Annotated in this window: 13 protein-coding genes and 1 tRNA gene; 6 read left to right on the top strand and 8 right to left on the bottom strand. The window is 72.0% G+C overall.

From position 1 onward, the window contains the following. Positions 1-43: 43 nt before the first annotated feature. Complete coding sequence (locus tag AQJ67_RS31685) at positions 44-463, bottom strand: YchJ family protein (RefSeq protein ID WP_062722764.1); 420 nt, start codon at positions 461-463, stop codon at positions 44-46. A gap of 79 nt (positions 464-542) precedes the next feature. On the opposite strand from AQJ67_RS31685, the gene AQJ67_RS31680 reads away from it, so the two are divergent. Continuing rightward, positions 543-4181 (top strand): NACHT N-terminal helical domain 7-containing protein, encoded by a 3639-nt coding sequence (locus AQJ67_RS31680; protein ID WP_159058857.1) that lies wholly within the window; start codon positions 543-545, stop codon positions 4179-4181. A gap of 37 nt (positions 4182-4218) precedes the next feature. Here AQJ67_RS31680 and AQJ67_RS31675 read toward each other — a convergent pair whose 3' ends face one another. Together AQJ67_RS31675 and AQJ67_RS31670 are read right to left on the bottom strand one after the other, a co-directional pair. Further along, positions 4219-5565: a M1 family metallopeptidase gene (locus tag AQJ67_RS31675; RefSeq protein WP_062722762.1), complete on the bottom strand. Its 1347-nt coding sequence runs from the start codon at positions 5563-5565 to the stop codon at positions 4219-4221. Between the two features lie 78 nt (positions 5566-5643). After that, a complete protein-coding gene (locus tag AQJ67_RS31670; protein ID WP_062722761.1) occupies positions 5644-9501 on the bottom strand; it encodes a Pls/PosA family non-ribosomal peptide synthetase in 3858 nt (1285 codons plus the stop codon). 350 nt (positions 9502-9851) lie between these two features. On the opposite strand from AQJ67_RS31670, the gene AQJ67_RS31665 reads away from it, so the two are divergent. Then, entirely contained in the window at positions 9852-11117 is a 1266-nt protein-coding gene (locus tag AQJ67_RS31665; protein WP_062722760.1) for a hypothetical protein, read from the top strand. Positions 11118-11168: 51 nt separating this feature from the next. Here AQJ67_RS31665 and AQJ67_RS31660 read toward each other — a convergent pair whose 3' ends face one another. Both AQJ67_RS31660 and AQJ67_RS31655 read right to left on the bottom strand, forming a co-directional pair. Then, positions 11169-13631: a SpoIIE family protein phosphatase gene (locus tag AQJ67_RS31660; protein WP_062722759.1), complete on the bottom strand. Its 2463-nt coding sequence runs from the start codon at positions 13629-13631 to the stop codon at positions 11169-11171. A 315-nt stretch (positions 13632-13946) separates the two neighbouring features. After that, positions 13947-14034: transfer RNA gene (locus AQJ67_RS31655), tRNA-Leu, on the bottom strand. A 188-nt stretch (positions 14035-14222) separates the two neighbouring features. Between AQJ67_RS31655 and AQJ67_RS31650 the strand changes: the two genes are divergently transcribed. The 3 genes from AQJ67_RS31650 to AQJ67_RS48715 all read left to right on the top strand — a co-directional run bounded on the left by AQJ67_RS31650 (position 14223) and on the right by AQJ67_RS48715 (position 16953). Continuing rightward, the gene (locus tag AQJ67_RS31650; protein WP_062722758.1) at positions 14223-15548 is read left to right on the top strand and encodes a M20/M25/M40 family metallo-hydrolase; all 1326 of its coding nucleotides are present in this window, start codon (positions 14223-14225) and stop codon (positions 15546-15548) included. A gap of 157 nt (positions 15549-15705) precedes the next feature. Next, on the top strand, positions 15706-15939 hold the full coding sequence (gene chpH, locus AQJ67_RS31645) for a chaplin ChpH (RefSeq protein ID WP_048584573.1): 234 nt from the start codon (positions 15706-15708) through the stop codon (positions 15937-15939). A gap of 153 nt (positions 15940-16092) precedes the next feature. Continuing rightward, a complete protein-coding gene (locus tag AQJ67_RS48715; RefSeq protein WP_062722757.1) occupies positions 16093-16953 on the top strand; it encodes a chaplin in 861 nt (286 codons plus the stop codon). Positions 16954-17055: 102 nt separating this feature from the next. On the opposite strand, the gene AQJ67_RS31635 is transcribed toward AQJ67_RS48715, so the two are convergent. Continuing rightward, complete coding sequence (locus tag AQJ67_RS31635; protein ID WP_030053310.1) at positions 17056-17244, bottom strand: DUF5703 family protein; 189 nt, start codon at positions 17242-17244, stop codon at positions 17056-17058. A gap of 47 nt (positions 17245-17291) precedes the next feature. Here AQJ67_RS31635 and AQJ67_RS31630 point away from each other — a divergent pair, with 47 nt between their 5' ends. After that, positions 17292-17996 (top strand): hypothetical protein, encoded by a 705-nt coding sequence (locus AQJ67_RS31630; protein WP_062722756.1) that lies wholly within the window; start codon positions 17292-17294, stop codon positions 17994-17996. A gap of 227 nt (positions 17997-18223) precedes the next feature. Here the strand turns inward: AQJ67_RS31630 and AQJ67_RS31625 are convergent, their stop codons facing one another. Both AQJ67_RS31625 and AQJ67_RS31620 read right to left on the bottom strand, forming a co-directional pair. Next, entirely contained in the window at positions 18224-20377 is a 2154-nt protein-coding gene (locus AQJ67_RS31625; RefSeq protein WP_062722755.1) for a helix-hairpin-helix domain-containing protein, read from the bottom strand. Beyond that, positions 20374-21357: an aldo/keto reductase gene (locus AQJ67_RS31620; protein WP_062722754.1), complete on the bottom strand. Its 984-nt coding sequence runs from the start codon at positions 21355-21357 to the stop codon at positions 20374-20376. Before AQJ67_RS31620 ends, AQJ67_RS31625 begins: the two co-directional genes overlap by 4 nt. Between the last annotated feature and the right edge of the window lie 21 nt (positions 21358-21378).

Genomic DNA, 21378 nt, shown 5'->3' with positions numbered 1-21378 from the left:
ACTACTGGCTGCCACCCGGGCCGCCGGGACCCGGCCTGGACCGTCACTCCGGGAAGTCCCCGTCCACGTACACCCAAGCCCCGTCCACCCGCTCGAACCGGCTCCGCTCGTGCAGCGACCCGCCCCGGTAGGACGCCCGGAACTCCACGGTGCCGACCGTGTGGAACGCCGTACCGTCACCGGTCGCGAGGATCTCCAGCCCGGTCCACCGCATCCCCGGATCGAGCTCCAGCCGCGCCGGCCGCGTCCGCGGATGCCAGGTCCGCAGCAGGTACGCGGCGTCGCCCTTGACGAACGCGCTGTACCGCGACCGCATCAGCGCCTCCGCGGTCGGCGCGGCGCCGGCGCCGGAGTGGTAGCTGCCGCAGCACCTGTCGTAGGGCTCGGACAGCCCGCACGGACAGGCGCCCGGGGTCTTCGGCGTGGAAGGGGAACGGACGCTGCGTCGGGACATGACCTCCATTGTGCCGGTGCGGGCCCGCGCCGTCGCCCGCGCCCGTAAGCTCCGACCGGACGAACAGCACGATGAGGGGGAACGTCACGTGTCCGGCAGTGACTTGGTGGCGGCCTTCTGGCGACCGCTGAAGGCGCAGGTCGACAGGAGCGGTGTCAGCCGGGCACACCTGTGCCGGCTGTTGAACCTCAGTCCGGCGGCCGTGTCCGAGCTGCTGAACGGGCGGCGGGCGAAGGCCCCCGACTGGGATGTCGTACGGGTCGTGGTGGGTGCCTTCGACGGTCCCCTCGACTACTGGCGCCGGCGTCTGGAGGAACTGGAGGACGAACTGGCGTACGCGGCGGCGACGGCCGGCCGGCCCGCCCGCCCCACGCCCGCCCCGGAAACCGCGGGCTGCCCCCTCTGCCGGAACGACGGCGAAGGCGGGCGCTTCACGGCCGCCGACCGGGAATCCGACGACCCGAGCCCCGGCAGCTTCCCGGAGGCGGCCGCCATCCTCGCCGGCGAGGACATGCGCCTGCACGACGACATGCGGGACATGGCGAGGGGCGTCCTGCGGGGGCCGGAAGAGAGTGCGGCGTTCCGCGACCGGTTCGCCGGCCTCGCCGACCGGCTGCTGTCCGGCATCGGCCCTCGCGTACGCCGCACCTGTCGCCCCCACCGGGTCCGGCTGCTGCACGCCGCCCACACGGTCGTGGTGGCCGGCGCGGTCGTGGCGAGCTCGGTCATTGATCCCGGAACCTCGCCCCGTCGGCAGCTCCATACGGCCCGGCTGTTCGAAAACAGCCTCGGTGACGACGCCTACCCCGACGCACCGCTGCCCGACGCAGGTGACTCCAAGACGGGTTACCGCAACCGGCTGATCATTCACTACGGCGCTGCCGCGGCAGTGTTGACGGGTGCGCGGCTCCCGATGGAGGCCGTAGGGGAAGCCCTGGTCCGCTACGAGATCCGATTGGCCGAACTCGCCGCCGAATGCCCCGAACTGTTCCTCTGGACGCGCATGCAGGACGAGTCGGCCACGGAGGAGGTCTGGCGCGCGTGTCCCGTAGGCCCCGCTCAGGACCGGCTCGACGCGCTCCACAGCGAACTGAACGGGCGGCAGCGGGGACTTGAGGGCCTGGGGGCACTGTTGAACGCCCTCGCCCGTGACGTCACGCCGGGCACCTGGCCGGCCCGGCTGTCCGCCGTCTACCGCCGGGAACTCAGCCGCCCCGTATCGCCTTTCGCCGAGACCGACCGGACCCAGCCCGGGCCCCGTGTCCCACGGCTCGCCGAGGGATACGTCAACCCGGCCTTCCGGGTCGTCCTCCACGACGGGCACAGCGAGCCGCACGTCGACGCCTGGTGGCGTACGCACCCGCTGCGCGAGGAGATCCAGGGCTTCCTCGCCGGACACCTCACGGCCTCCCACGCCGTCAGCAGACCGCTCGTCATCCTCGGCGATCCGGGCGCGGGCAAGTCGCTGCTCAGCCGCCTGCTGGCGGCGCGCCTGCCGCCGGCCGACTACCTGCCGATCCGTGTCGAACTGCGCAGCGTGGCGGCCGACGCCGGGATCCTCGACCAGATCGCCCAGGCCCTGCGCCAGGCCACGCAGACCGACCTCACCTGGGAGACGGTCACCGAGTCGGCCGAAGGCGTCCTGCCCGTCCTGATCTTCGACGGGCTCGACGAACTGCTCCAGGCGGGCGGCACCGACCACTGGTACTACCTGGAGGAGATCGCGGAGTTCCAGTGGAGATCGGCTGACAACGGCCTCCCGGTGGCCGCCGTCGTCACCAGCCGGACCGTTGTCGCCGACCAGACCCGCTTCCCGGACGGCACCGTGATCGTCCGTCTGGAGCCCTTCGACGATGCCCGCGTCGCCCGCTGGTCGGACGTCTGGAACACGGCCAACCGGCACACCTGTCCGCCACTTCGCCCGGACGTGGCAGCACTCCACCCCGAACTGGCGCCCCAGCCCCTCCTGCTGCTCATGCTGGCCCTCTACTACGCGATCGACCCCGAGGCCGGGCGCGACGACGAGATACCCCTGAGCCGCGTCAACCTGTACGAGCGGCTGCTGCGGCTGTTCGTCCGCCGTCAGCTCGGCAAGCTGGAGCCCAGGCTGCGGCCCGAGAAGCTGGAGGTCAGGGTCGAGGACGAACTCGATCTCCTCTCCGTCATCGCCTGCGCCATGTTCAACCGCGGACGCCAGGGCGTGAGCGCCGAGGAGGCCGAACACGACCTCGCCTTCCTGCGTGCCCCCGACCGGCGTTGGGCCGACCCCGAAGCGCGGCTGATCTTCGGCCGGTTCTTCTTCATGCACGAGGCCAGGGCCACGTACGAGGACGGCGCCGACCGGTGCTGGTACGAGTTCCTGCACGCCACCTTCGGCGAGTACCTGGTCGCCCGGAAGATCGCCCGCACGCTGGCGCACTGCCCGGACCGAGGGCCGTACGAGGGACTTCTCTTCGCCCTGCTGTCCTTCGCCCCGCTGACCGATCGGGCCCAGATCCTCCAGAACCTCGGTGAGCTCCTGCCCTCCACGCAACCGCTTCGGGCGCTCTTCCCCCGAGCGCTGCACGCCCTGCCCGCCGGCAGCGACACGGGCTACACCACCGGCCCGGCGCCGGTGCCGGTGACGTACCGTCACGCCTGTCACAGCGCGAACCTCCTCCTCCTGGCCCTGGCACCCGGGCATGTCGTCCAGTTCTCCGAGCTGGCCGCGCCGGACGGCGCCCCGGCCGACAGCTGGCGTGCGCACGCGACCCTCTGGAAGTCGCAGTTCACACCGGCCACCTGGGACGCCTTCACCCGGGCCGTGGGCACGGTGCCCGTCTCCCGGGACGGCAGCAGGGACCTCGTCCTGCGCCTGGAGCACCAGGACGCCCCGCCCACCGCGAAGAACATCACCTGGCTGCTGAACGCCCCTGACGACGGTCTCTTCGCCGACTACACGGCACACGACGCACTGCGGCGCTCACGCTCGCTGCACGACAAGGACACCGAGCTCCTCCTGGAGCCGTCACTTCCCGTGTTCGAGGAACTCGGGGACTTCATGGGCATCTTCACCGTCGACCACCTCGGACGGCACGTCTCGGCCGCCCATGCGCTCATCGCCCTGCTGCTGTGCCCACGGGAGCCCCGCGAGGAACTGCTGTACCGCTACACCACGTGCCTGAGACCGCTCGACGCGGGCCGCGGCGCCGCGGCCATTTCCCGCTTCCTCATGCTGATCAGCGGCAGACTCGCCGGGGAGTGCGACGCGCTTCCCGTCCACTTCGCGCTCGACGTGCTGCGGACACTGGCCAACCGCGGGCTCTACCTCAGCGCGCTCGACGAGGCGACGAGGATCTCCCTGCTCGTGTGCACCTGCCGCCTCCTGGACCGGACCCGGCGCGGGGACCTGGTCGACCTCTTCCACGAGCTCCTGGGGCTGGCTCTGGACGAGGGCATCGAGCCCGGCGGCGGCACGGAGTGGTTGCTCGACGACACCTTCCGGCGTCTTCAGAAGGACCCACCGGGTGAGGCACGTGACCGGGCGGCCGTCCGGCTTCTGAAACTGGCTCCCGCGCTCGACGCGCGCGGATGGCTCGACCGGTCCGGCGGATGGCTGCTCGAAACGCTGAGCCCCGCGGCCAGGGACCTGCTGACGCCGTCCGACATCGAGTACGTGCGGGCGGCACTCCCCGCGGCTGATCGCAGCCGTCAGCTCTGGGCGCACGGCCAGGAGCGGCACCCCTGACGGGTACCACCGCCCCGGCCGCCCGGCTTCTCCGCCCTCAGGCGCTCACCTGGGGCGGCGTCGACGTCGGAAACGCCGGCAGCGCCGCCCCGTACACCCACGCCTCGAACAACTCGTCCACCGGCTCGGTCGCGAAGCGGGCCACGTGGGAGGTGAAGGCGGCGGTCGTCACCGTGCCGCCGCGGTGCAGCTGGCCCCAGGCGCGCAGCATGCGGAAGAAGGCGATGTCGCCCATCGCGCAGCGCACGGCGTGCAGGACGAGCCCGCCGCGTTCGTAGAGGCGGTCGTCGAACATCGACTTGCGGCCCGGATCCGCCAACCGCAGGTCCTGCGGCTGCGCGGACAGCAACCGGTGTGCGGCGGCGGCGAGTTGCGGGGCCGTACGCCCGCCCGAGCGCTCCGACCACAGCCACTCGGCGTACTTCGCGAAGCCCTCGTTCAGCCAGATGTGCCGCCAGTCCGCGATGGACACGCTGTTGCCGAACCACTGGTGCGCCAGCTCGTGCGCGACGAGCCGCTCCGAACCCCGCGCCCCGTCCACGTGGTTGGCGCCGAACAGCGACAACCCCTGGGCCTCGACGGGCACATCGAGTTCCTCCTCGGTCACCACGACCGCGTACTCGTCGAACGGGTACGGCCCGAACAGCTCCTGGAAGACCTCCATCATCTGCGGCTGCCGCGCGAAGTCCCGGGAGAACTCCGGCAGCAGATGCGCCGGGATGTGCCCGTGCTGCGGCACCCCGCCCAGGCCCGGGTCACCCAGCAGCACCGTCTGGTACTTGCCGATCGACAGCCCGACCAGATAGCTCGACGTCGGCGCCGACTGCTCGTACACCCAGGTCGTCGTGGACGCCTTCGTCGTCCGGGTCAGCAGCCGCCCGCCCGCCACCACCGCGTACGCCGACGGCGTGGTGATCGAGAGCTGGTACGACGCCTTGTCGGCGGGCCGGTCGTTGCACGGATACCACGACGGCGCCCCGATCGGCTGGCTCGCCACCAGTGCCCCGTCCTCCAGCTCCTCCCAACCGAGCCCGCCGAAGGGGCTGTTCACCGGCTTGGGGTTGCCCGACCAGTGCACCTCGACCGTGAAGGCGGCCCCGGCACGCACCGGCTTCGCCGGCCGTACGCGCAGCCTGCCGCCACGATGCGTGTAGTGCGGCTGCCGTCCGTCGACCCGGACCCGTCCGATCCTGAAGTCGGCCAGGTTCAGCACGAACTCGGTGAGCGGCGCCCGTCCCGCGATGGCGTTGATCCGGGCCGTCCCGGAGAGCCGGTTCGGGCCCGGCCGGTAGTCCAGGGCGAGCTCGTACCGGTGCACCCGGTAGCGGGGGTCGCCGTGCTCCGGGAAGTACGGGTCCGCGCCCGCCGCCTGCTGAACTGCCACTGCTGTCTGTGCTCCCTGCGCCGTACTGCTGCCACTGAAGTGCCGGCCCACCGCCCTCCGGCCCCGAGTGGGCCGCGCTCAGGGACGCCATGCCTCGATCGGGTTGCCGAGCCAACGGGTGTCGTCGGGCACCGACTCCGCCGCCATGACGAGCGACGCGGGACCCAGCGTCGTACGGGCCCCGATCGCGCTGCCGGGCAGGACGATCCCGCCAGGACCCAGCGTCGCGCCCTCACGGAGGACCACAGTATCCGTCCGCAAGATCCGGTCGTGGAAGAGGTGTGTCTGGAGCACACAGCCCCGGTTCACGGTGGCCGCGTCCTGAAGCGTCACCAGATCCGTCTCCGGCAGCCAGTAGCTCTCGACCCACACGCCCTTGCCGATCCGCGCCCCGAGCCCGCGCAGCCAGGCCGTCATCACCGGCGTACCCGGCACGGAACCCGCCAACCACGGCACCGCGAGCACCTCGACGAACGTGTCCGCCAGCTCGTTGCGCCACACGAAGGACGACCACAGCGGATGCTCCCCGCTGCGGTGCCGCCCCACGAGCAGCCACTTCGCGACGATCGACACCAGCCCGGCCGCGGCCCCGGCACCCAGCAGCACCAGCCCCGACAGCAGCGGCGCCCACACCCCCAGCGCGCACAGCGCGGCGATCGTCAGCACCGCAAGACCCGCCGAGCAGAACACCGGCACGATCCGGCACAGCTCCACCAGAGCACGCGCCCACAGCAGCCGGGCCGGCGGGTCGTACGTCCGGCTCTGGTCGCCGTCGGCCGCGGCACGCGGCAGCTTCACCGGCGGCAGCCCCAGATACGACGTGCCCTTCTTGGCCTTCTTCGGCGTCGCCGACAGCACCCCGACCAGACCGCCGTCCGGCACGGAACGCCCCGGCGCGGTCATCCCCGAGTTCCCGAGGAAGGCCCGCCGCCCGATCTGAGCCCGCCCGATCCGCATCCAGCCACCACCGAGCTCGTACGGCGCGGTCAGCGTGTCGTCGGCGAGGAACGCGCCCTCACCGACCGTGGTCAGGCTCGGCAGCGCCAGCACCGTCGACACCTCGGCACCGCGCCCGATCCGCATCCCGAGCAGCCGCAGCCACACCGGCGTGACCAGCCCGGCGTACAGCGGGAACAGCGTCTCGCGCGAGCGGTCCATCAGCTGCGTGACCGTCCAGGCCTGCCAGCCGACCCGGCTGTGCGTCGGATGGGTGCCCTCACGCAGACCGAGGCTCAGCAGCCGTACGGCGACCAGGATCAGCACGGCGTACGCCAGCCCGAAGGCGAGCGTCGCCGGTACGAGCGCCAGCGCGGCGCCGACGACAGGCGCGTCCGGCGTGAAGAACACCCGGGCCACGAGGAACGCGGCCGCACCCGCCAGCACCGGCAGCGCGGTCAGCGCGAAGCCCGTGATGCCGTACATGACACGCCAGTACGTCCCACGCCGCGGCCGTTCCTTCGGCCAGTTGCGCTTGGCCTTGCCCAGCTTGACCGCGGGAGCGCCCGCCCACCGCTGACCGGTGGGAACCTGACCCGTCACCGCCGAACCGGGCGCCACCTCGGCCCGCTTGCCCACCCGGGCCCCCGGGAAGAGCATGCTGCGCGTACCGACGACGGCATGCGCGCCCACCTTCACCGCGCCGATCTCCAGCCGGTCCCCGTCCAGCCACCACCCCGACAGATCCACCTCGGACTCGACGGCCGCACCCCGGCCCAGCTTCAGCAGCCCGGTGACCGGCGGCAGCGAGTGCAGGTCGACATCGGGCCCGACCTTGGCGCCCAGCGCCCGCGCGTACCGCTCCAGCCACGCCCCGGTCAGCGAGGTCGCCCCGCTGAACTCGGCCAGCCGCTCGGCCGTCCACAGCCGCACATGCACACCGCCACCGCGCGCGTACCGGCCGGGCTTCACGCCCCTGAGCAGCAGCCGCGCGCCCCCGGCCGCCAGCGCGAGCCGCCCCGGCGGACTGAACAGGACGACGGCTCCGACCGCGACGAGCCACCAAGGGGCCGTCGGCAGCCATCCGTAGGCGGGCAGCAGGTTCCCGAGCGCGGCCAACACGACGGTCCAGCGCAGGCCGAGCAGCGTGAACAGCGGAAGGAGAAGCACGACCTGGATCACCTGGGCGCGCCTCGGCACGGGGGCGATCACCCGCTCCGCCCCGTCGTCCTGCACGGACTCCTCGAGCCGCCGGGCCAGCTTCCGCAGCACCGGCTGCTGGTAGATGTCCAGGACGGCCGAGCTCGGATAGCGGGTCCGCAGCCGTGTCGTCAGCTGGGCGGCGGCCAGACTGCTCCCGCCGATCGCGAAGAAGTCGTCAAAGGCGCTGGTCACGGGAATGCCGAGCACCTCGGTCCACTGCTCGGCGAGCCACGCCTCGGTGCCGTAGAGCTGCTCGGCCGGACCGGCGCCGCTCTCCAGGCCCTCCAGCGGCCAGGGCAGCGCGTTGCGATCCACCTTGCCCGACGTACGGGTCGGCAGCTCCTCGACCGGCGCGAGCAACGGCACGAGCGCGGCGGGCAGCTCGGCCCGCAGCTTCTCGACCGCAGCCGCCTGATCCCAGCCGTCCTGCGTGACGACGTAGCCGACGAGCAGCTGATTGCCGCTGCGAGCGGTCCGCACGGCGGCGGCCGCACCGGCCACCCCGGGCAGTGCCTGCAACGCGGCGTCCACTTCACCGAGCTCGATCCGCCGCCCACCGAGCTTGATCTGCTCGTCGGCCCGCCCGAGGAATACCAGCCCCTCCGGCTCCGCCTTGACGAGGTCACCACTGCGGTACGCCCGCTCCCAGCCCAGCGACTGCAGCGGGGCGTACTTCTCCGCGTCCTTCTCGGCGTCGAGATACCGGGCCAGCCCGACCCCGCCGATCACCAGCTGCCCGCTGGCGCCCATCGGCACCGGCTCCCCGGCCTCGTCGACGACGGCGAGCTCCCAGCCGTCCAGCGGCAGCCCGATCCGGATCGGCTCCTCCCCGCTCATCAGCGAGGCACAGGCCACGACGGTCGCCTCGGTCGGCCCGTACGTGTTCCAGACCTCGCGCCCCTCGGTCACCAGCCGCTGCGCCAGCTCGGGCGGGCAGGCCTCACCGCCGAAGATCAGCAGACGTACGTCGTTCAGGGTCTCGGGCTCCCAGAGCGCGGCCAGCGTCGGGACGGTCGACACGACCGTGATCTCCTGCTCGACCAGCCACGGCCCGAGATCGGCACCGCTCCTGACCTGCGAGCGCGGCACCGGCACCAGACAGGCGCCGTACCGCCACGCCAGCCACATCTCCTCGCAGGACGCGTCGAAGGCGACCGAGAGACCCGCCATGACCCGGTCCCCGGGCCCGATCGGCTCCTCGGTGAGGAACAGCGCGGCCTCCGCGTCCACGAAGGCGGCGGCACTGCGGTGCGAGACGGCGACGCCCTTCGGCTTCCCGGTGGAGCCCGACGTGAAGATGATCCACGCGTCGTGCTCGACGCCGGGACGCCCGGCGGAGGACTCGGAGGTGCCGTGCAGGGCGATCTCGTGCCCGGCCCCGATCACGGCCCGTACGTCCGCCTCCCCGAACACCAGCTCGGCCCGCTCGTCCGGGTCCTCGGCGTCGACCGGGACGTACGCCGCACCGACCGCCAGGACGGCGAGGATCGCGACGTAGAGGTCATTGGTCCCGGACGGCACCCGCACGCCCACCCGGTCCCCGAGCCCGACCCCGGCCGCGGCGAGCCTGCGCCGCAGCCGCTGCACCTCGACGGCCAGCGCCCGGTAGGTGAGGCTGGTCGTGCCGTCGTCGAGAGCGGGCTCGTCCGGATACGACCGCACGGACGCCTCGAAGACGTCGACGAGGGTGCGCGGGGAGGCCGCCGGGCCCCCGGAGAAACGTGCCGTGTCGCCGAACTTCTCGCGGATCTCTTCGTCGAGCAGGCCGAGAGCGCTGCCCTCGTGTATGGCTGCCATCCGGTCCTCGCGTCTCGATCCCGGATGCCTCCGGGGCGCTGGCGGGCCCGCAGTTCGCCTGGGGTTGTCCGGCTCCAGCTCCGTAACAAGCCGGAAATTTTAGTACGACGCTAGGTTCGCGGTCGTTGGTTCACCACTTGGGAAGCCCGTTCGGGGGGTTCCCAAGTGGTGGTGGACCCACGTTGACCTGGTGATCTTCATCGGACGAGACATGCCCCACACAGTGGGTGAGGGGCCGTGAACAGGGCGTCCGGATGGCCCAGTCCGGCATGCGGTGAAGCCCCTGTTCAGCGGCAATGGACACAGGCCGCGGGGGTTTTCGCGGCCGGTGTCCCGATGCCGGAGGACTGATGTCGAACTCGCCACAGGGCGGTCGTGCGGGCCGGGTGCTGCGGAGCACGGCCTCGGCCGTGCTGATCGTCCTCACGTGCGTTCTGGTCCCCGTCACCGTGATCACGGTGTGGGTGCACGACATCGCTCTGGACACCGACCGCTACGTCAAGACGATGAAGCCGCTCGCCACCGACCGCGCCATCGAGGACGCGGTGCGCCACCGGCTCGTCGACGCGGTCGACGTCCGCGTCGACGGCAAGCAGATCACCACCGACATCGCGAACTGGCTGAAGTCGCAGGGCCTGCCGCCCCGCGCTGCCGACGCCGTCAAAGCACTGGCCCCCCAGGTGAACGAGGCCGCCCACGCCGCCGCCGACCGGGTGGCGAAACGCTTCGTCGAGAGCGACCGGTTCGAGAAGCTGTGGGTCACGGCGAACCGGACCGCCCACTCGGCTGTCGTACATGCCCTCACGGGCAAGGGACGCGGGGCGATCGGCGTCGAGGAGGGCACCGTGACCCTCGACGTCGGAACCGCAGTGGAGCAGGTCAAGAAGGATCTGGTCGACGCCGGCGTGCAGCCGGCTTCCCATATCCCCGCCGTCGAGAAACAGGTGGTCCTCTTCCAGTCCGACCAACTCGACCAGTTCCAGGACGCGGCGCACGCGCTGGACCTGGCCGGCTACTGGATGCCGGTGATCACCGTGCTGCTCGGGGCGGCGGGCGTCCTGCTGGCCCACCGTCGCAGACGGGCGCTGGCGAAGACGGCGCTGGGCGCGGCCGTGGGCTGCCTGGTCGTCGCCATCGGCCTGGTCGTCGCCCGCCGCTACTACCTGGACCATCTCCCGCCGAGCGTCCTGTCCGAACCGGCGGCGGCCGCGGTCTTCGACACCCTGCTGCGCTTCCTGAAGGCCACCCTGCGCACCGTCATCGTGCTCGCCGTGATCGTCGCGCTCGGCGCCTACCTCGTCGGACCGGGCCGGCTGCCGCGCGCGGTGCGCTCCGGGTCCGAACGCGGCGCGGACTTTGCGGCCCGGTGGGCGGAGGCCCACGGCGTCACCACGGGCCGGGCCGGGACCTGGACCGAGGGCAACCGGAAGTGGCTCACGATCGGGGCCCTGCTGGTGATCGCCCTGGTGTTCGCGCTCTGGAACGACCCCACGACCCTGACGGTCCTGGTCCTGGCGATCATCCTGCTCGCCGCCCTCGCCGTGATCGCCCTGCTGGCGGCCGACGGCCGCACTTCGGCCGAAACAGCCCCGGAAAAGCGAGAAACCCCTGATTGACAGGAGCCATAGGTGATGCATGGCCGGCGATGAGGAAGTGGCTGCCGCTGGTCAGAAGAGGTCGGGCGGGACCGGCTCGAAAGTCTGTTCCGTCCAGATGGTCTTGCCCCGGGCACTCTGGCGGGTGCCCCAGCGCTGGGTCAGCTGTGCGACGAGGAGCAGACCGCGGCCGCCCTCGTCGTACGTGCGGGCGCGGCGGAGGTGGGGAGCTGTGTTGCTGCCGTCGGAGACCTCACAGATGAGGGTGCTGTCGTGGATCAGGCGGAGTTGGATCGGAGGTTCTCCGTACCGGATGGCGTTGGTGACGAGCTCACTGACGACCAACTCGGTGACGAAGGCGGTGTCCTCCAGCCCCCAGGCCTCGACCTGTGCCAACGCGTCCTTGCGGGTCTGGGCGACCGCGGAGGGATCGGCCGGTATCTCCCACGTGGCGACCTGCGAGGCGTCGAGCGCGCGGGTGCGGGCGAGGAGGAGCGCCACGTCGTCGGCCGGGCGCGCGGGCAGGAGATCGGCGAGCACCGTGTCACACAGGGCGTCCAGGGAGGGCGCCGGCCGGGTGAGCAGCTGGCAGAGCCGGTGGAGGCCGTCGTCGATGTCGCGGTCTCGGCCTTCGATCAGGCCGTCGGTGTAGAGGGCGAGCAGGCTGCCCTCGGGCAGGTCGATCTCGGCCGCCTCGAAAGGCAGACCGCCCAGCCCCAGCAGGGGGCCTGCCGGGAGGTCGACGAGTTCGACGGTGCCCTCGGGGCCCACCACGACCGGCCGCGGATGTCCGGCCCGGGCGAGTGAGCAGCGCCGGGAGATCGGGTCGTACACGGCGTACAGGCAGGTCGCGCCGACCTCGCTGGCGGGCTCCGGGTACCGGTCGGCGGGCTGTTCGCTCTCCTGCTCGGTGGACAGGCGAGCGACCAGGTCGTCGAGGTGGGTGAGCAGTTCGTCGGGGGGCAGGTCGATGTCGGCGAGGGTGCGTACGGCCGTACGCAGACGGCCCATGGTCGCGGAGGCGTGGATGCCGTGGCCGACGACGTCGCCGACGATCAGTGCCACCCTCGCCCCGGACAGGGGGATGACGTCGAACCAGTCGCCGCCCACGCCGGCGTGCCCGCCGGCCGGGAGGTAGCGGGAGGCGACCTCCACTGCCGCCTGCTCGGGCAGCCGCCGAGGCAGCAGGCTGCGCTGCAGCATCACCGCCGTACCGCGTTCACGGGTGTAGCGCAGGGCGTTGTCGATGCAGACGGCAGCCCGGGCCACCAGCTCCTCGGCCAGCACCAGATCGTCCTCCTGGAAGATCTCGGGGTGCCGGTAGCGGTAGAAGACGGCGACGCCCAGAGTGGTTCCGCGTGCCGACAGAGGCACCGTCATCACCGAGTGGATGCCGAGTTCGCGAACCCGGGAGGTCCGGGCCGGGTCGCCGGCGCCCCAGTCGGCGATCGCGGCGTCGGTCATCTCGTGCCGGGAGGCCCGTCCGGACCGGAGGCTCTCAACCGGTGCGGAATGCTCCGGATACCCGTCCACATCGCCCAGGCCGACGACCGCCTCCGGGATGCCCGGGGTCACGGACTGGTGGGCGGCGCGCCGCAGAAGGAGAGGACCGGCCGCCGACCCGCCTTCCGGGACCGGCTCGTGCAGGTCGTCGAGGGAGGTCAGCAGTTCGACGCTGACGAAGTCGGCGAGTTCCGGGATCGTCACGTCCGCCAGCTCCTGCGCCGTCCGCATCACGTCGAGCGTGGTGCCGATGCGCTGGCCGGCCTCGGCGATCAGCTGGAGCCGCTTGCGTGCCCAGTACTGCTCCGTGATGTCGTGCGTGGTGAGGCAGACACCCTGCACGTGGCCCGTCCGGTCCCGCAGCGGCGACAGGACGACCGACCAGGCGTGCTCGCGCGTTTCACCGCCGGCGCGCATGAAGTGCTCCTGATACTCGGGCTCCCCGGTCTCCAGCACCCGCAGCATGCCCTGCTCTGCCAGCTCACCGACCGGCCCGTCCACGCCCTCGCCGGTGCGCAGTCCGAGCAGGTAGTCCTGCGTGAGGCCCAAGGCCCGTTCCATGGCTTCGTTCACCCACCGCGCCCGGAGCCCGGTGTCGTAGAGCGCCTGCGCGCAGGAAGGGGACTGCGCGAAGCTCCGGCGCACGAGGTCTTCGTCGGCCGGCTGAGGCTGCTTCCCGGGCAGGGCGGAGACCAGGAACCACTCGCGGGTACCGGTCTCCGGCGTCCGGTGGTGCGCGAGGACCCTGATCTCCAACCGCCGGCCATCACGGTGCCGGACGGAGACCGTCCCATGCCATCTCGGCAGCTCCTCGATGCAGCGCAGGTCCTCCACCGGGACCGGCTCCGCCAGCAGACCGGCCGCCGATCGCCCCACGATCTGTGCGGCCGAGTACCCCAGCAGGCGCTCAGCGCCCGCGTTCCACCCGGTCACGGAGGCGTTCTCGTCGAGGGTGACGCGCGCCGTGAGCGCCTCTTCGACCGGCTCTGCGACCGGCCGCGCCGCCCGGTCGGCGGCGATGCCCTGGTCCATGATGGCTCATCTCGCTCTCGCGAAGACTGCACCGGCCTGCGATCCGGTCCGCGTACCTCGGGCGGCGAATCGCCGGACCTAAGCCATTATCGCCCTATCCTGCGGCTCTGCCCGAGGGGCGGTCGGGCGGATCCTGTGTCCTGCCCTGACCTCGTGGGCGCAGGCGTCCAGCCCGTATACGTACGGTCTGCACCTCACCCCCTCATCGAGCCGATCACGAGGCTCAAAACCCCAGAAACGACGAAATACCGGTGAGTCATATGACTCAACCGGTAATTCGTGAACGCTTCGGGACGATCTCGTGAACGTCCCCACTGGTGTCCGAGGGGGGACTTGAACCCCCACGCCCGATAAAGGGCACTAGCACCTCAAGCTAGCGCGTCTGCCATTCCGCCACCCGGACAAGGTGTCTGTCGTGCGGGGTTACCCCCGCGGCGACAGAGAAAACACTACCAGGCTTTCGAGGGTGCCCGATCACCCCCCGTCGCCGCGTTAACGGCGTGTGACGGGTCGCGGCCGGTCTTGGGCCCGGGACCGCGGAGAGGGAGGATGTGGGGGACCACCAGCAGCAACAGCGCGGGAGGAAGCAGCGTGAGCGAGACGGACACGGCCAGGGGCGTCACCGGCGAGGACGAGGTCGTGGACCTCTGCCGCGAGCTGATCCAGATCGACACCAGCAACTACGGTGACCACTCGGGGCCCGGTGAGCGCAAGGCGGCCGAGTACGTCGCCGAGAAGCTCGCCGAGGTGGGGCTGGAACCGAAGATCTTCGAGTCCCACCCGGGACGCGCCTCCACGGTGGCCCGGATCGAGGGGGAGGACCCGTCCCGGCCCGCGCTGCTCATCCACGGCCACACCGACGTCGTACCGGCCAACGCCGACGACTGGACCCACCACCCCTTCTCCGGCGAGGTCGCGGACGGGTGCGTGTGGGGGCGCGGGGCCGTCGACATGAAGGACATGGACGCGATGACCCTGGCGGTCGTGCGCGACCGGCTGCGCAGTGGCCGCAGGCCTCCGCGCGACATCGTGCTCGCGTTCCTCGCCGACGAGGAGGCCGGTGGCAAGTTCGGCGCCCGGTTCCTCGTCGAGAAGCATCCCGACCTCTTCGAGGGTGTCACCGAGGCGATCAGCGAGGTGGGCGGGTTCTCGTTCACCGTGAGCGAGGAGCGCCGGCTCTATCTGATCCAGACGGCCGAGAAGGGCATGCACTGGATGAAGCTGACCGTGGCCGGTACGGCGGGACACGGCTCGATGATCCACCGGGACAACGCGATCACCGAACTGTCGGAGGCCGTCGCGCGCCTCGGCCGGCACAAGTTCCCGGTGCGGGTCACCAAGACCACCAGGGCCTTCCTCGACGAACTCGGCGACGCCCTCGGCACCGAGCTGGACCCGGAGAACATGGAGGACACCCTCGCCAGGCTCGGCGGCATCGCCAAGCTCATCGGCGCGACCCTCAGCAACACCGCGAACCCCACGCAGCTCGGCGCCGGCTACAAGGTCAACGTCATCCCGGGCGAGGCCACCGCGCACGTCGACGGCCGCTTCCTGCCCGGGTTCGAGGAGGAGTTCCTCGCCGACCTCGACAAGATCCTCGGCCCGAACGTACGGCGCGAGGACGTGCACGCCGACAAGGCCGTGGAGACCGGCTTCGACGGGGCGCTCGTCGCGGCGATGCAGTCCGCGCTGGTCGCCGAGGACCCGGCGGCCAAGGCGATCCCCTACATGCTCTCCGGCGGCACCGACGCCAAGTCCTTCGACGACCTCGGCATCCGGGGCTTCGGGTTCGCCCCGCTGAAGCTGCCGCCGGAGCTGGACTTCGCGGGCATGTTCCACGGCGTCGACGAGCGGGTACCGGTGGACGGGCTGCAATTCGGGGTCCGGGTGCTCGACCGGTTCATCGATGCGTCCTGAATTGGCCCGCTGAAAGCACACTTCGGTATTCGACCAGACGTACTGGTCGTGACCGGCACGAGTGAACGCGCTCATCAGGTCGTAGCCCTATTAGTTCCTCCTCGTTACAGGTGATGCGATCAGCTACTTGTGATCGCATTGCCAACAAGGAGGAATAATGATCAAGAAGGTCGTCGCCGCTGCGGCTGCCACTGGTGGGCTGGTTCTCGCGGGCGCGGGCCTCGCCGTCGCCGACTCGGGTGCCCAGGGTGCCGCGGTGCACTCCCCGGGTGTCCTTTCGGGCAACGTCGTTCAGGCGCCGATTCACGTCCCCGTGAACGTCTGCGGCAACACGATCTCGGTGATCGGGCTGCTGAACCCCGCCTTCGGCAACACCTGCATCAACAAGTGACGTTGTGCCTCGCCCTGTGAAAAGGGCTGAGCCCGTCGGCCCCGGAGTGCGTGCCATGCGCTCCGGGGCCGACCGGCCTTTGGGGACGTCGGGCGAATTCCCGGCGTCCTTTCTTCGGATCTTCGGAACAAGGTCGAAGGCAGGTATTCAGCAATGCGACAGGTCACCCGCAAGGGCCTGATGACCGTGGCGGCCGCGACCGGCATCGTCGCGGCCGCGGGCGGCGCCGCCCACGCGACCGGCTCGGCCGCGCACGGCTCCAGCTCGAACTCGCCCGGCGTGCTGTCGGGCAACACGGTGCAGGCGCCGGTGCACGTGCCGGTCAACGTCTGCGGCAACACCGTCGACGTCATCGGGGTGCTCAACCCGGCGAGCGGCAACAGCTGCGCCAACCCGGGCGGCGGCCACGGCTCCGGCGGCGGCTCGGCGGCGTCCGCCGACGGGCACGCCACCGACTCGCCCGGCGTCGCCTCCGGCAACCACGTCGAGGCGCCGGTCCATGTGCCGGTCAACGTGTGCGGCAACAGCGTCGACATCATCGGCATCGGCAACGCCACCGAGGGCAACGACTGCACCAACAACGGCGGCGGGGGCCACCAGAACCCGCCCGGGTCCCCGGAACAGCCGGGCAGCCCCGGTAACCCGGGAAACCCCGGTAACCCGGGAAACCCCGGTAACCCGGGAAACCCCGGTAACCCTGGCCATCCCGGCAACCCCGAGCAGCCGGGCAACCCAGGCAACCCGGAGCACCCCGGCAACCCCGGAAGCCCGCAGAACCCCGACGAGCCGAGCCACCCCGGTTCCCCGAGCACACCGCCCGGCACGGGCGACGTGACGCCGGGCGGCTCCTCGCACGGCAACCAGCCGGGCGCGCACTTCGTCACCCAGCCCCGGGGTGACGCGCAGCTCGCCCGGACCGGCAGCGACCTGCCGATGGGCCTCGCCCTCCCGGTCGGCGCGGGCGCGCTGCTGGCCGGCACGGTGCTCTACCGCAAGGCCCGGCCTTCGGCGTAGCACCCTGCCGTCCGGCGGGAAACGGAGCGGGCCCCGCATCGGCGGGGCCCGCTCCGGTGTGTTCTCTGCTGTTGTCCCTGTCTCGCTGTCTGTCGCCTCAGCTCACCATGTGGCCCGCACCTGGCGGATGATCCGGCGCCGCAGCCGCACCTTGCGGCTGCCGTCACGCAGCAGGCTCAGGCGGTCCAACTCCCAGTGTCCGTACTCGGCATGGTCCGTCAGCAGGCGTGTGGCGTCCTTGCGGGAGACCCCGCGCGGTACGTACACGTCGACAAATTCGTATTCCGGCATCGCATCTATTGTGCGGGCTGGGGCCCGGTACGGATAGCGTCTGCACTATGTCTGATGCTGTGCAGCCCACCGCTGCCGAGGTACGCGCCGCCGCCGAGGCGGTCAAGACCGCGCTCGACCGCCACCTGGCCGCGGTCGAACGCCGGTCGGGTGAGGACGACCCGGCCGTCTACGAGGCGTTCAACCAGCTGGCCGCGGCCGCCGAGACCTACGACGAGCTGCTCTACGACCGCTACGACGAGGTCACGCCCTTCGAGATCCCCGGTGCGGAGGACGCGCTGCCGCCGTACACGGGCCCCGAGGAACCGAACGCGCTGAGCGTGCTGATCCGCCGCGACTACGCCGTGGCGGAGCCGCAGCGGCTGCTGGCGCAGGCCCAGCGGGTCGAGGCGGCGGACTACGGCGAAGGCCCCGACGCGGATGCCGCCGGCACGGTGCACGGGGCGCTGAGCACTCTGTTCGGCGAGTTCGAGCCGGATGAGATCGCCTCCCGGCACAAGGAGTTCGGCCTGGAGGAGGGCGACTCCACGCTGTGGGTGATCGCCTCGGACGACCAGGCCGACCCCGGGGAATGGCTGGAGGCGCCCTTCGAAGGGGTCGATCCGCAGCGGGTGGTCTGTCGCTTCGACGTCAGCACGGTGTTCGACGACGACCTCGACGACGGCGAGCCGGAATCCGACGACGACCTCGAAGACGAGCTCGACACGGATCTGGACGAGGACGACCTCGAACCGATGGACGCGGACCGCTGACGCGGATCGCTGACGCGGATCGCTGACGCGGATCACGGCTGCTCGACGGCGGCGGTCACGGGTTGATTCCGTGAGCGCCGCCGTTGGCATGTGCGGGGCGTGCTGGACGCGGCCGCGCCCTGATGACCTCGGGTGGGGGCGGGTGGCGGCCGTGGGTGGCTGGTCGCGCCCACGCGGTGGAGCCGCATATCGATACAGCCCCGCGCCCCTGAGGTCCCGGCCGGGCGTCAGCCGGTCGCCGGCAGCAGCGGTCCGAGCAGGACGGCGAGGCGGGTCGTGCGCGGCTTCGCCGGGATTTCGGCGACCGCCCGGGGCAGGGCCTGCTCCACGCCGTGGACCACGGACAGATGGCGGTCGGCGCGGCCGAACGCCGTGTAGACCCACGGCCGGTTCAGCGTCTGCGCGGCATCGCCCGGCAGCACCACGACCACCGCCGGCCAGCGGGCGCCCGCGGCTTGGTGCGCGGTCAGCGCCCAGCCGTGCCGCACGGACTGCTCCACCCGCTCCTGCGGTACGACCACGGCCTCGCCCGCGCAGGACAGGTGCAGTCCCTCGGCGTCGGCCTTCACCACCTGGCCCGGCACCGTACGGCCCGGGGCGGGCGAGTACGCGACGCGGTCACCGGGGTCGAAGCCGCCGAAGCGGCCGGGGCCGGGGTTGAGACGCTCCTTGAGCGCGGCGTTGAGGGCGCGCGTGCCGGCCGCGCCGCCGTGGCCCGGGGTGATCACCTGGGTCTCCTCGGCCGGGATGCCGATCGCGCGCGGCACCGAGTCCGCGACGAGCTGCACGGTGCGGTGCACGGCCTCGCCCGCGTCGCGCACCGGCACGATCACGACCTCCTTGCCGGGCGCCTCGACCTGGTTCAGCTCGCCGACCCCGATACCGGACACCAATTCGCCCAGCGGGCCCGGGTCCGGCAGCCGCGAGGCGATCTGCGGACAGACCCGCGCCGCCAGCAGATCGGCGAACACCCGGCCGGGGCCCGCCGACCACAGCACCGCGGGGTCACCGGCCAGCACCAGTCGGGCCCCGTCCGGCAGCGACTCCGTGAGCAGGGCCGCCGTCTCCACGTCCAGCTGCGGTGCGTCGAGCAGGACGAGCAGATCGAGGTCGAACGCGCCCTCCGAGTCCCGGCCGGGCCCTTCGGCACCGGAGAGCAGACCGGCCACGGTGGCGACGCCGGGCCCGTCCAGCAACGTCGAGAAGCTGTCCCGGCCGACCGGGCTGTGGGTGGCCGCCCAGGCCCGCAGCCCCAGTGCGTGCGCCGCGTGCAGCAGCGCCGCCGGTTCGGCCCGGGCCGCCTGCCCGCCGGTGTGCAGGACCAGGCCGTGGGTCGCGGCGGCGCGGATCAGGTCGGCCGCGGAGCCCGCGGAGGTCGCCGCCCGCTCCCACTCCTCGGCCGAACCGTCCTGCTTCGGCGCCGAGTTGACCAGTCGGGCCAGTCCATCGGCGAGGCTCTCCTCCGCGAGGGCGTACCGCTCCAGGCCGACGAGGACACGGACCGGCCGCGCCTCGTCCTCGTCCGTCTCGTCGTCCCCCCGGGACGCCGGGGCGCCGGGCTCGTCCAGAGCGTCCTGGAAGGCCAGGGCCTCGCCCTCGGCCAGGGTGTTCTGCACGGCCGCCTCGGCGTCGGGCACACCCCGCTGGGCCAGCGCCGCGGTCAGCGTCGGCATCTCCAGGGCCGTGTGCCCGGCCACGGCCGCCTGCTCCAGGAGCCAGACGGTGAGCGCCCGGCCGCGCCGCTCGTCGTCGGGACCGCACTCGGCGCCGAGCAGCGCCCGGGCGAACCCGTCGGCCTGCTCGGTCCGTACCCCGGCGACACGCAGCAACTGCCAAGGGTCCGCTCGCAGTTGACCGGCCGCGCCCTCACCGAGGGCCGCGGCGACCTGCGGGGCGAGCGACTCCGGGGCGCCGCCATCGGCCAGCACGCGCCGCACGGACTCGACGGTCTCCGGCGCGGGACCAGCGGGCGCCTCGGACGCCACGGGCCGCGGCTGACGTACCGGCTCCGGGGCGGGTCGGCGCGGTGGCTCCGGCTCGCTGAACACGGTGGCGACGGGTTTGGCGCCGCTCTCCACGGCCCGGACGGCGGCGAGCAGATCGGCGGCCGTCCCGCTGAGCTTGGTCCCGCTCTCGACGGGCCCCTGCTTCTCGGCCTTGCGCCGCTCGATCCGCTCCCGCTCGAGCCGCTGAGCGGCAAGCTCGGCCTCCGCCTCGGACAACTGCGCGGCGGTGTCGCCGTCTCCGGTCGTGGCCTCTGTGCCCTCAGCAGCGTCAGGGCCCTCGCCGGCCCCCGCAGCCGCGGCCCCGGCGTCCTCCGTCGCGGCCCCCGGTGTCCCCGGCTCGGTGTTCTCCGTGGTCTCGGGCGGCTCCGTGCTCACAGCGTGCTCCAGTCGTGATCGGGATAGCGGTGCACGGGCGCCGACACGTCGTCGAGCGCCCGGCAGATCTCGTCAGGAAGACTAAGGGCCTCCACTGACAACGCCGCCGTGAGCTGCTGGGCGTTGCGCGGGCCGATGACGGGCGCGGCCACGCCGGGACGGTCACGCACCCAGGCGAGGGCGACCTGGAGCGGGGTGACGGCCAGCCCGTCGGCCGCCGTCTGCACGGCGTCCACGATGCGGCTCGCCGTGTCGTCGAGGTACGGCGCGACGAAGGGCGCCAGATGCTCCGAGGCGCCGCGGGAGTCCGGGGGAGTGGCATTGCGGTACTTCGCCGTCAGGACGCCCCGGCCGAGAGGCGAGGACGGCAGCAGGCCGATGCCCAGGTCCAGCGCGGCCGGCAGCACTTCGCGCTCCACGCCGCGCTGCAGCAGGGAGTACTCCAGCTGTGTGCTCGCCAGCCGGGTCCTGGTGCCGGGCGCCGCGAGCTGCCAGGTCGCCGCCTTGGCGAGCTGCCAGCCGCAGAAGTTGGAGACCCCGGCATAGCGGGCCCGGCCGCTGCTGACCGCCAGGTCGAGGGCCTGGAGGGTCTCCTCCAGCGGGGTGGAGGGGTCATAGGCGTGGATGTGCCAGACGTCGACGTAGTCCGTGCCGAGCCGGGCCAGCGAGGCGTCCAGCGCGGAGAGCAGATGGCCGCGCGAGCCGTCGAACCGGCGGTCCGGGTCGGGCACGCTGCCCGCCTTCGTCGAGATCACCAGGTCCCGGCGCGGGACCAGGCCTTCTATCAGCCGCCCGAGCAGGTACTCGGCCTCCCCGTCGCCGTACACGTCGGCCGTGTCGACGAGGCTGCCGCCCGCCTCCCAGAACGTCTTCAACAGGTCCGCGGCATCATGCTCGTCGGTGTCCCTGCCCCAGGTGAGGGTGCCGAGCCCGATCCGGGACACGCGCAGGCCGGTACGGCCGAGATGCCTCTGCTCCATGAACGCCGAGATTACTGGCCA

The organism is Streptomyces caeruleatus (genome assembly GCF_001514235.1).
Taxonomy (GTDB): domain Bacteria; phylum Actinomycetota; class Actinomycetes; order Streptomycetales; family Streptomycetaceae; genus Streptomyces; species Streptomyces caeruleatus.
The sequence above is the reverse complement of the archived record's forward strand: the minus strand, read 5'-3'. Positions and strand labels throughout refer to the sequence as shown.

Coding starts and splice junctions, on each gene's coding strand:
- AQJ67_RS31620 (WP_062722754.1), bottom strand. CDS start 21,357: ATGGAGCAGAGGCATCTCGGCCGTACCGGCCTGCGCGTGTCCCGGATC.
- AQJ67_RS31660 (WP_062722759.1), bottom strand. CDS start 13,631: ATGGACCAGGGCATCGCCGCCGACCGGGCGGCGCGGCCGGTCGCAGAG.
- AQJ67_RS31665 (WP_062722760.1), top strand. CDS start 9,852: ATGTCGAACTCGCCACAGGGCGGTCGTGCGGGCCGGGTGCTGCGGAGC.
- AQJ67_RS31630 (WP_062722756.1), top strand. CDS start 17,292: ATGTCTGATGCTGTGCAGCCCACCGCTGCCGAGGTACGCGCCGCCGCC.
- AQJ67_RS31685 (WP_062722764.1), bottom strand. CDS start 463: ATGGAGGTCATGTCCCGACGCAGCGTCCGTTCCCCTTCCACGCCGAAG.
- AQJ67_RS31635 (WP_030053310.1), bottom strand. CDS start 17,244: ATGCCGGAATACGAATTTGTCGACGTGTACGTACCGCGCGGGGTCTCC.
- chpH (WP_048584573.1), top strand. CDS start 15,706: ATGATCAAGAAGGTCGTCGCCGCTGCGGCTGCCACTGGTGGGCTGGTT.
- AQJ67_RS48715 (WP_062722757.1), top strand. CDS start 16,093: ATGCGACAGGTCACCCGCAAGGGCCTGATGACCGTGGCGGCCGCGACC.
- AQJ67_RS31670 (WP_062722761.1), bottom strand. CDS start 9,501: ATGGCAGCCATACACGAGGGCAGCGCTCTCGGCCTGCTCGACGAAGAG.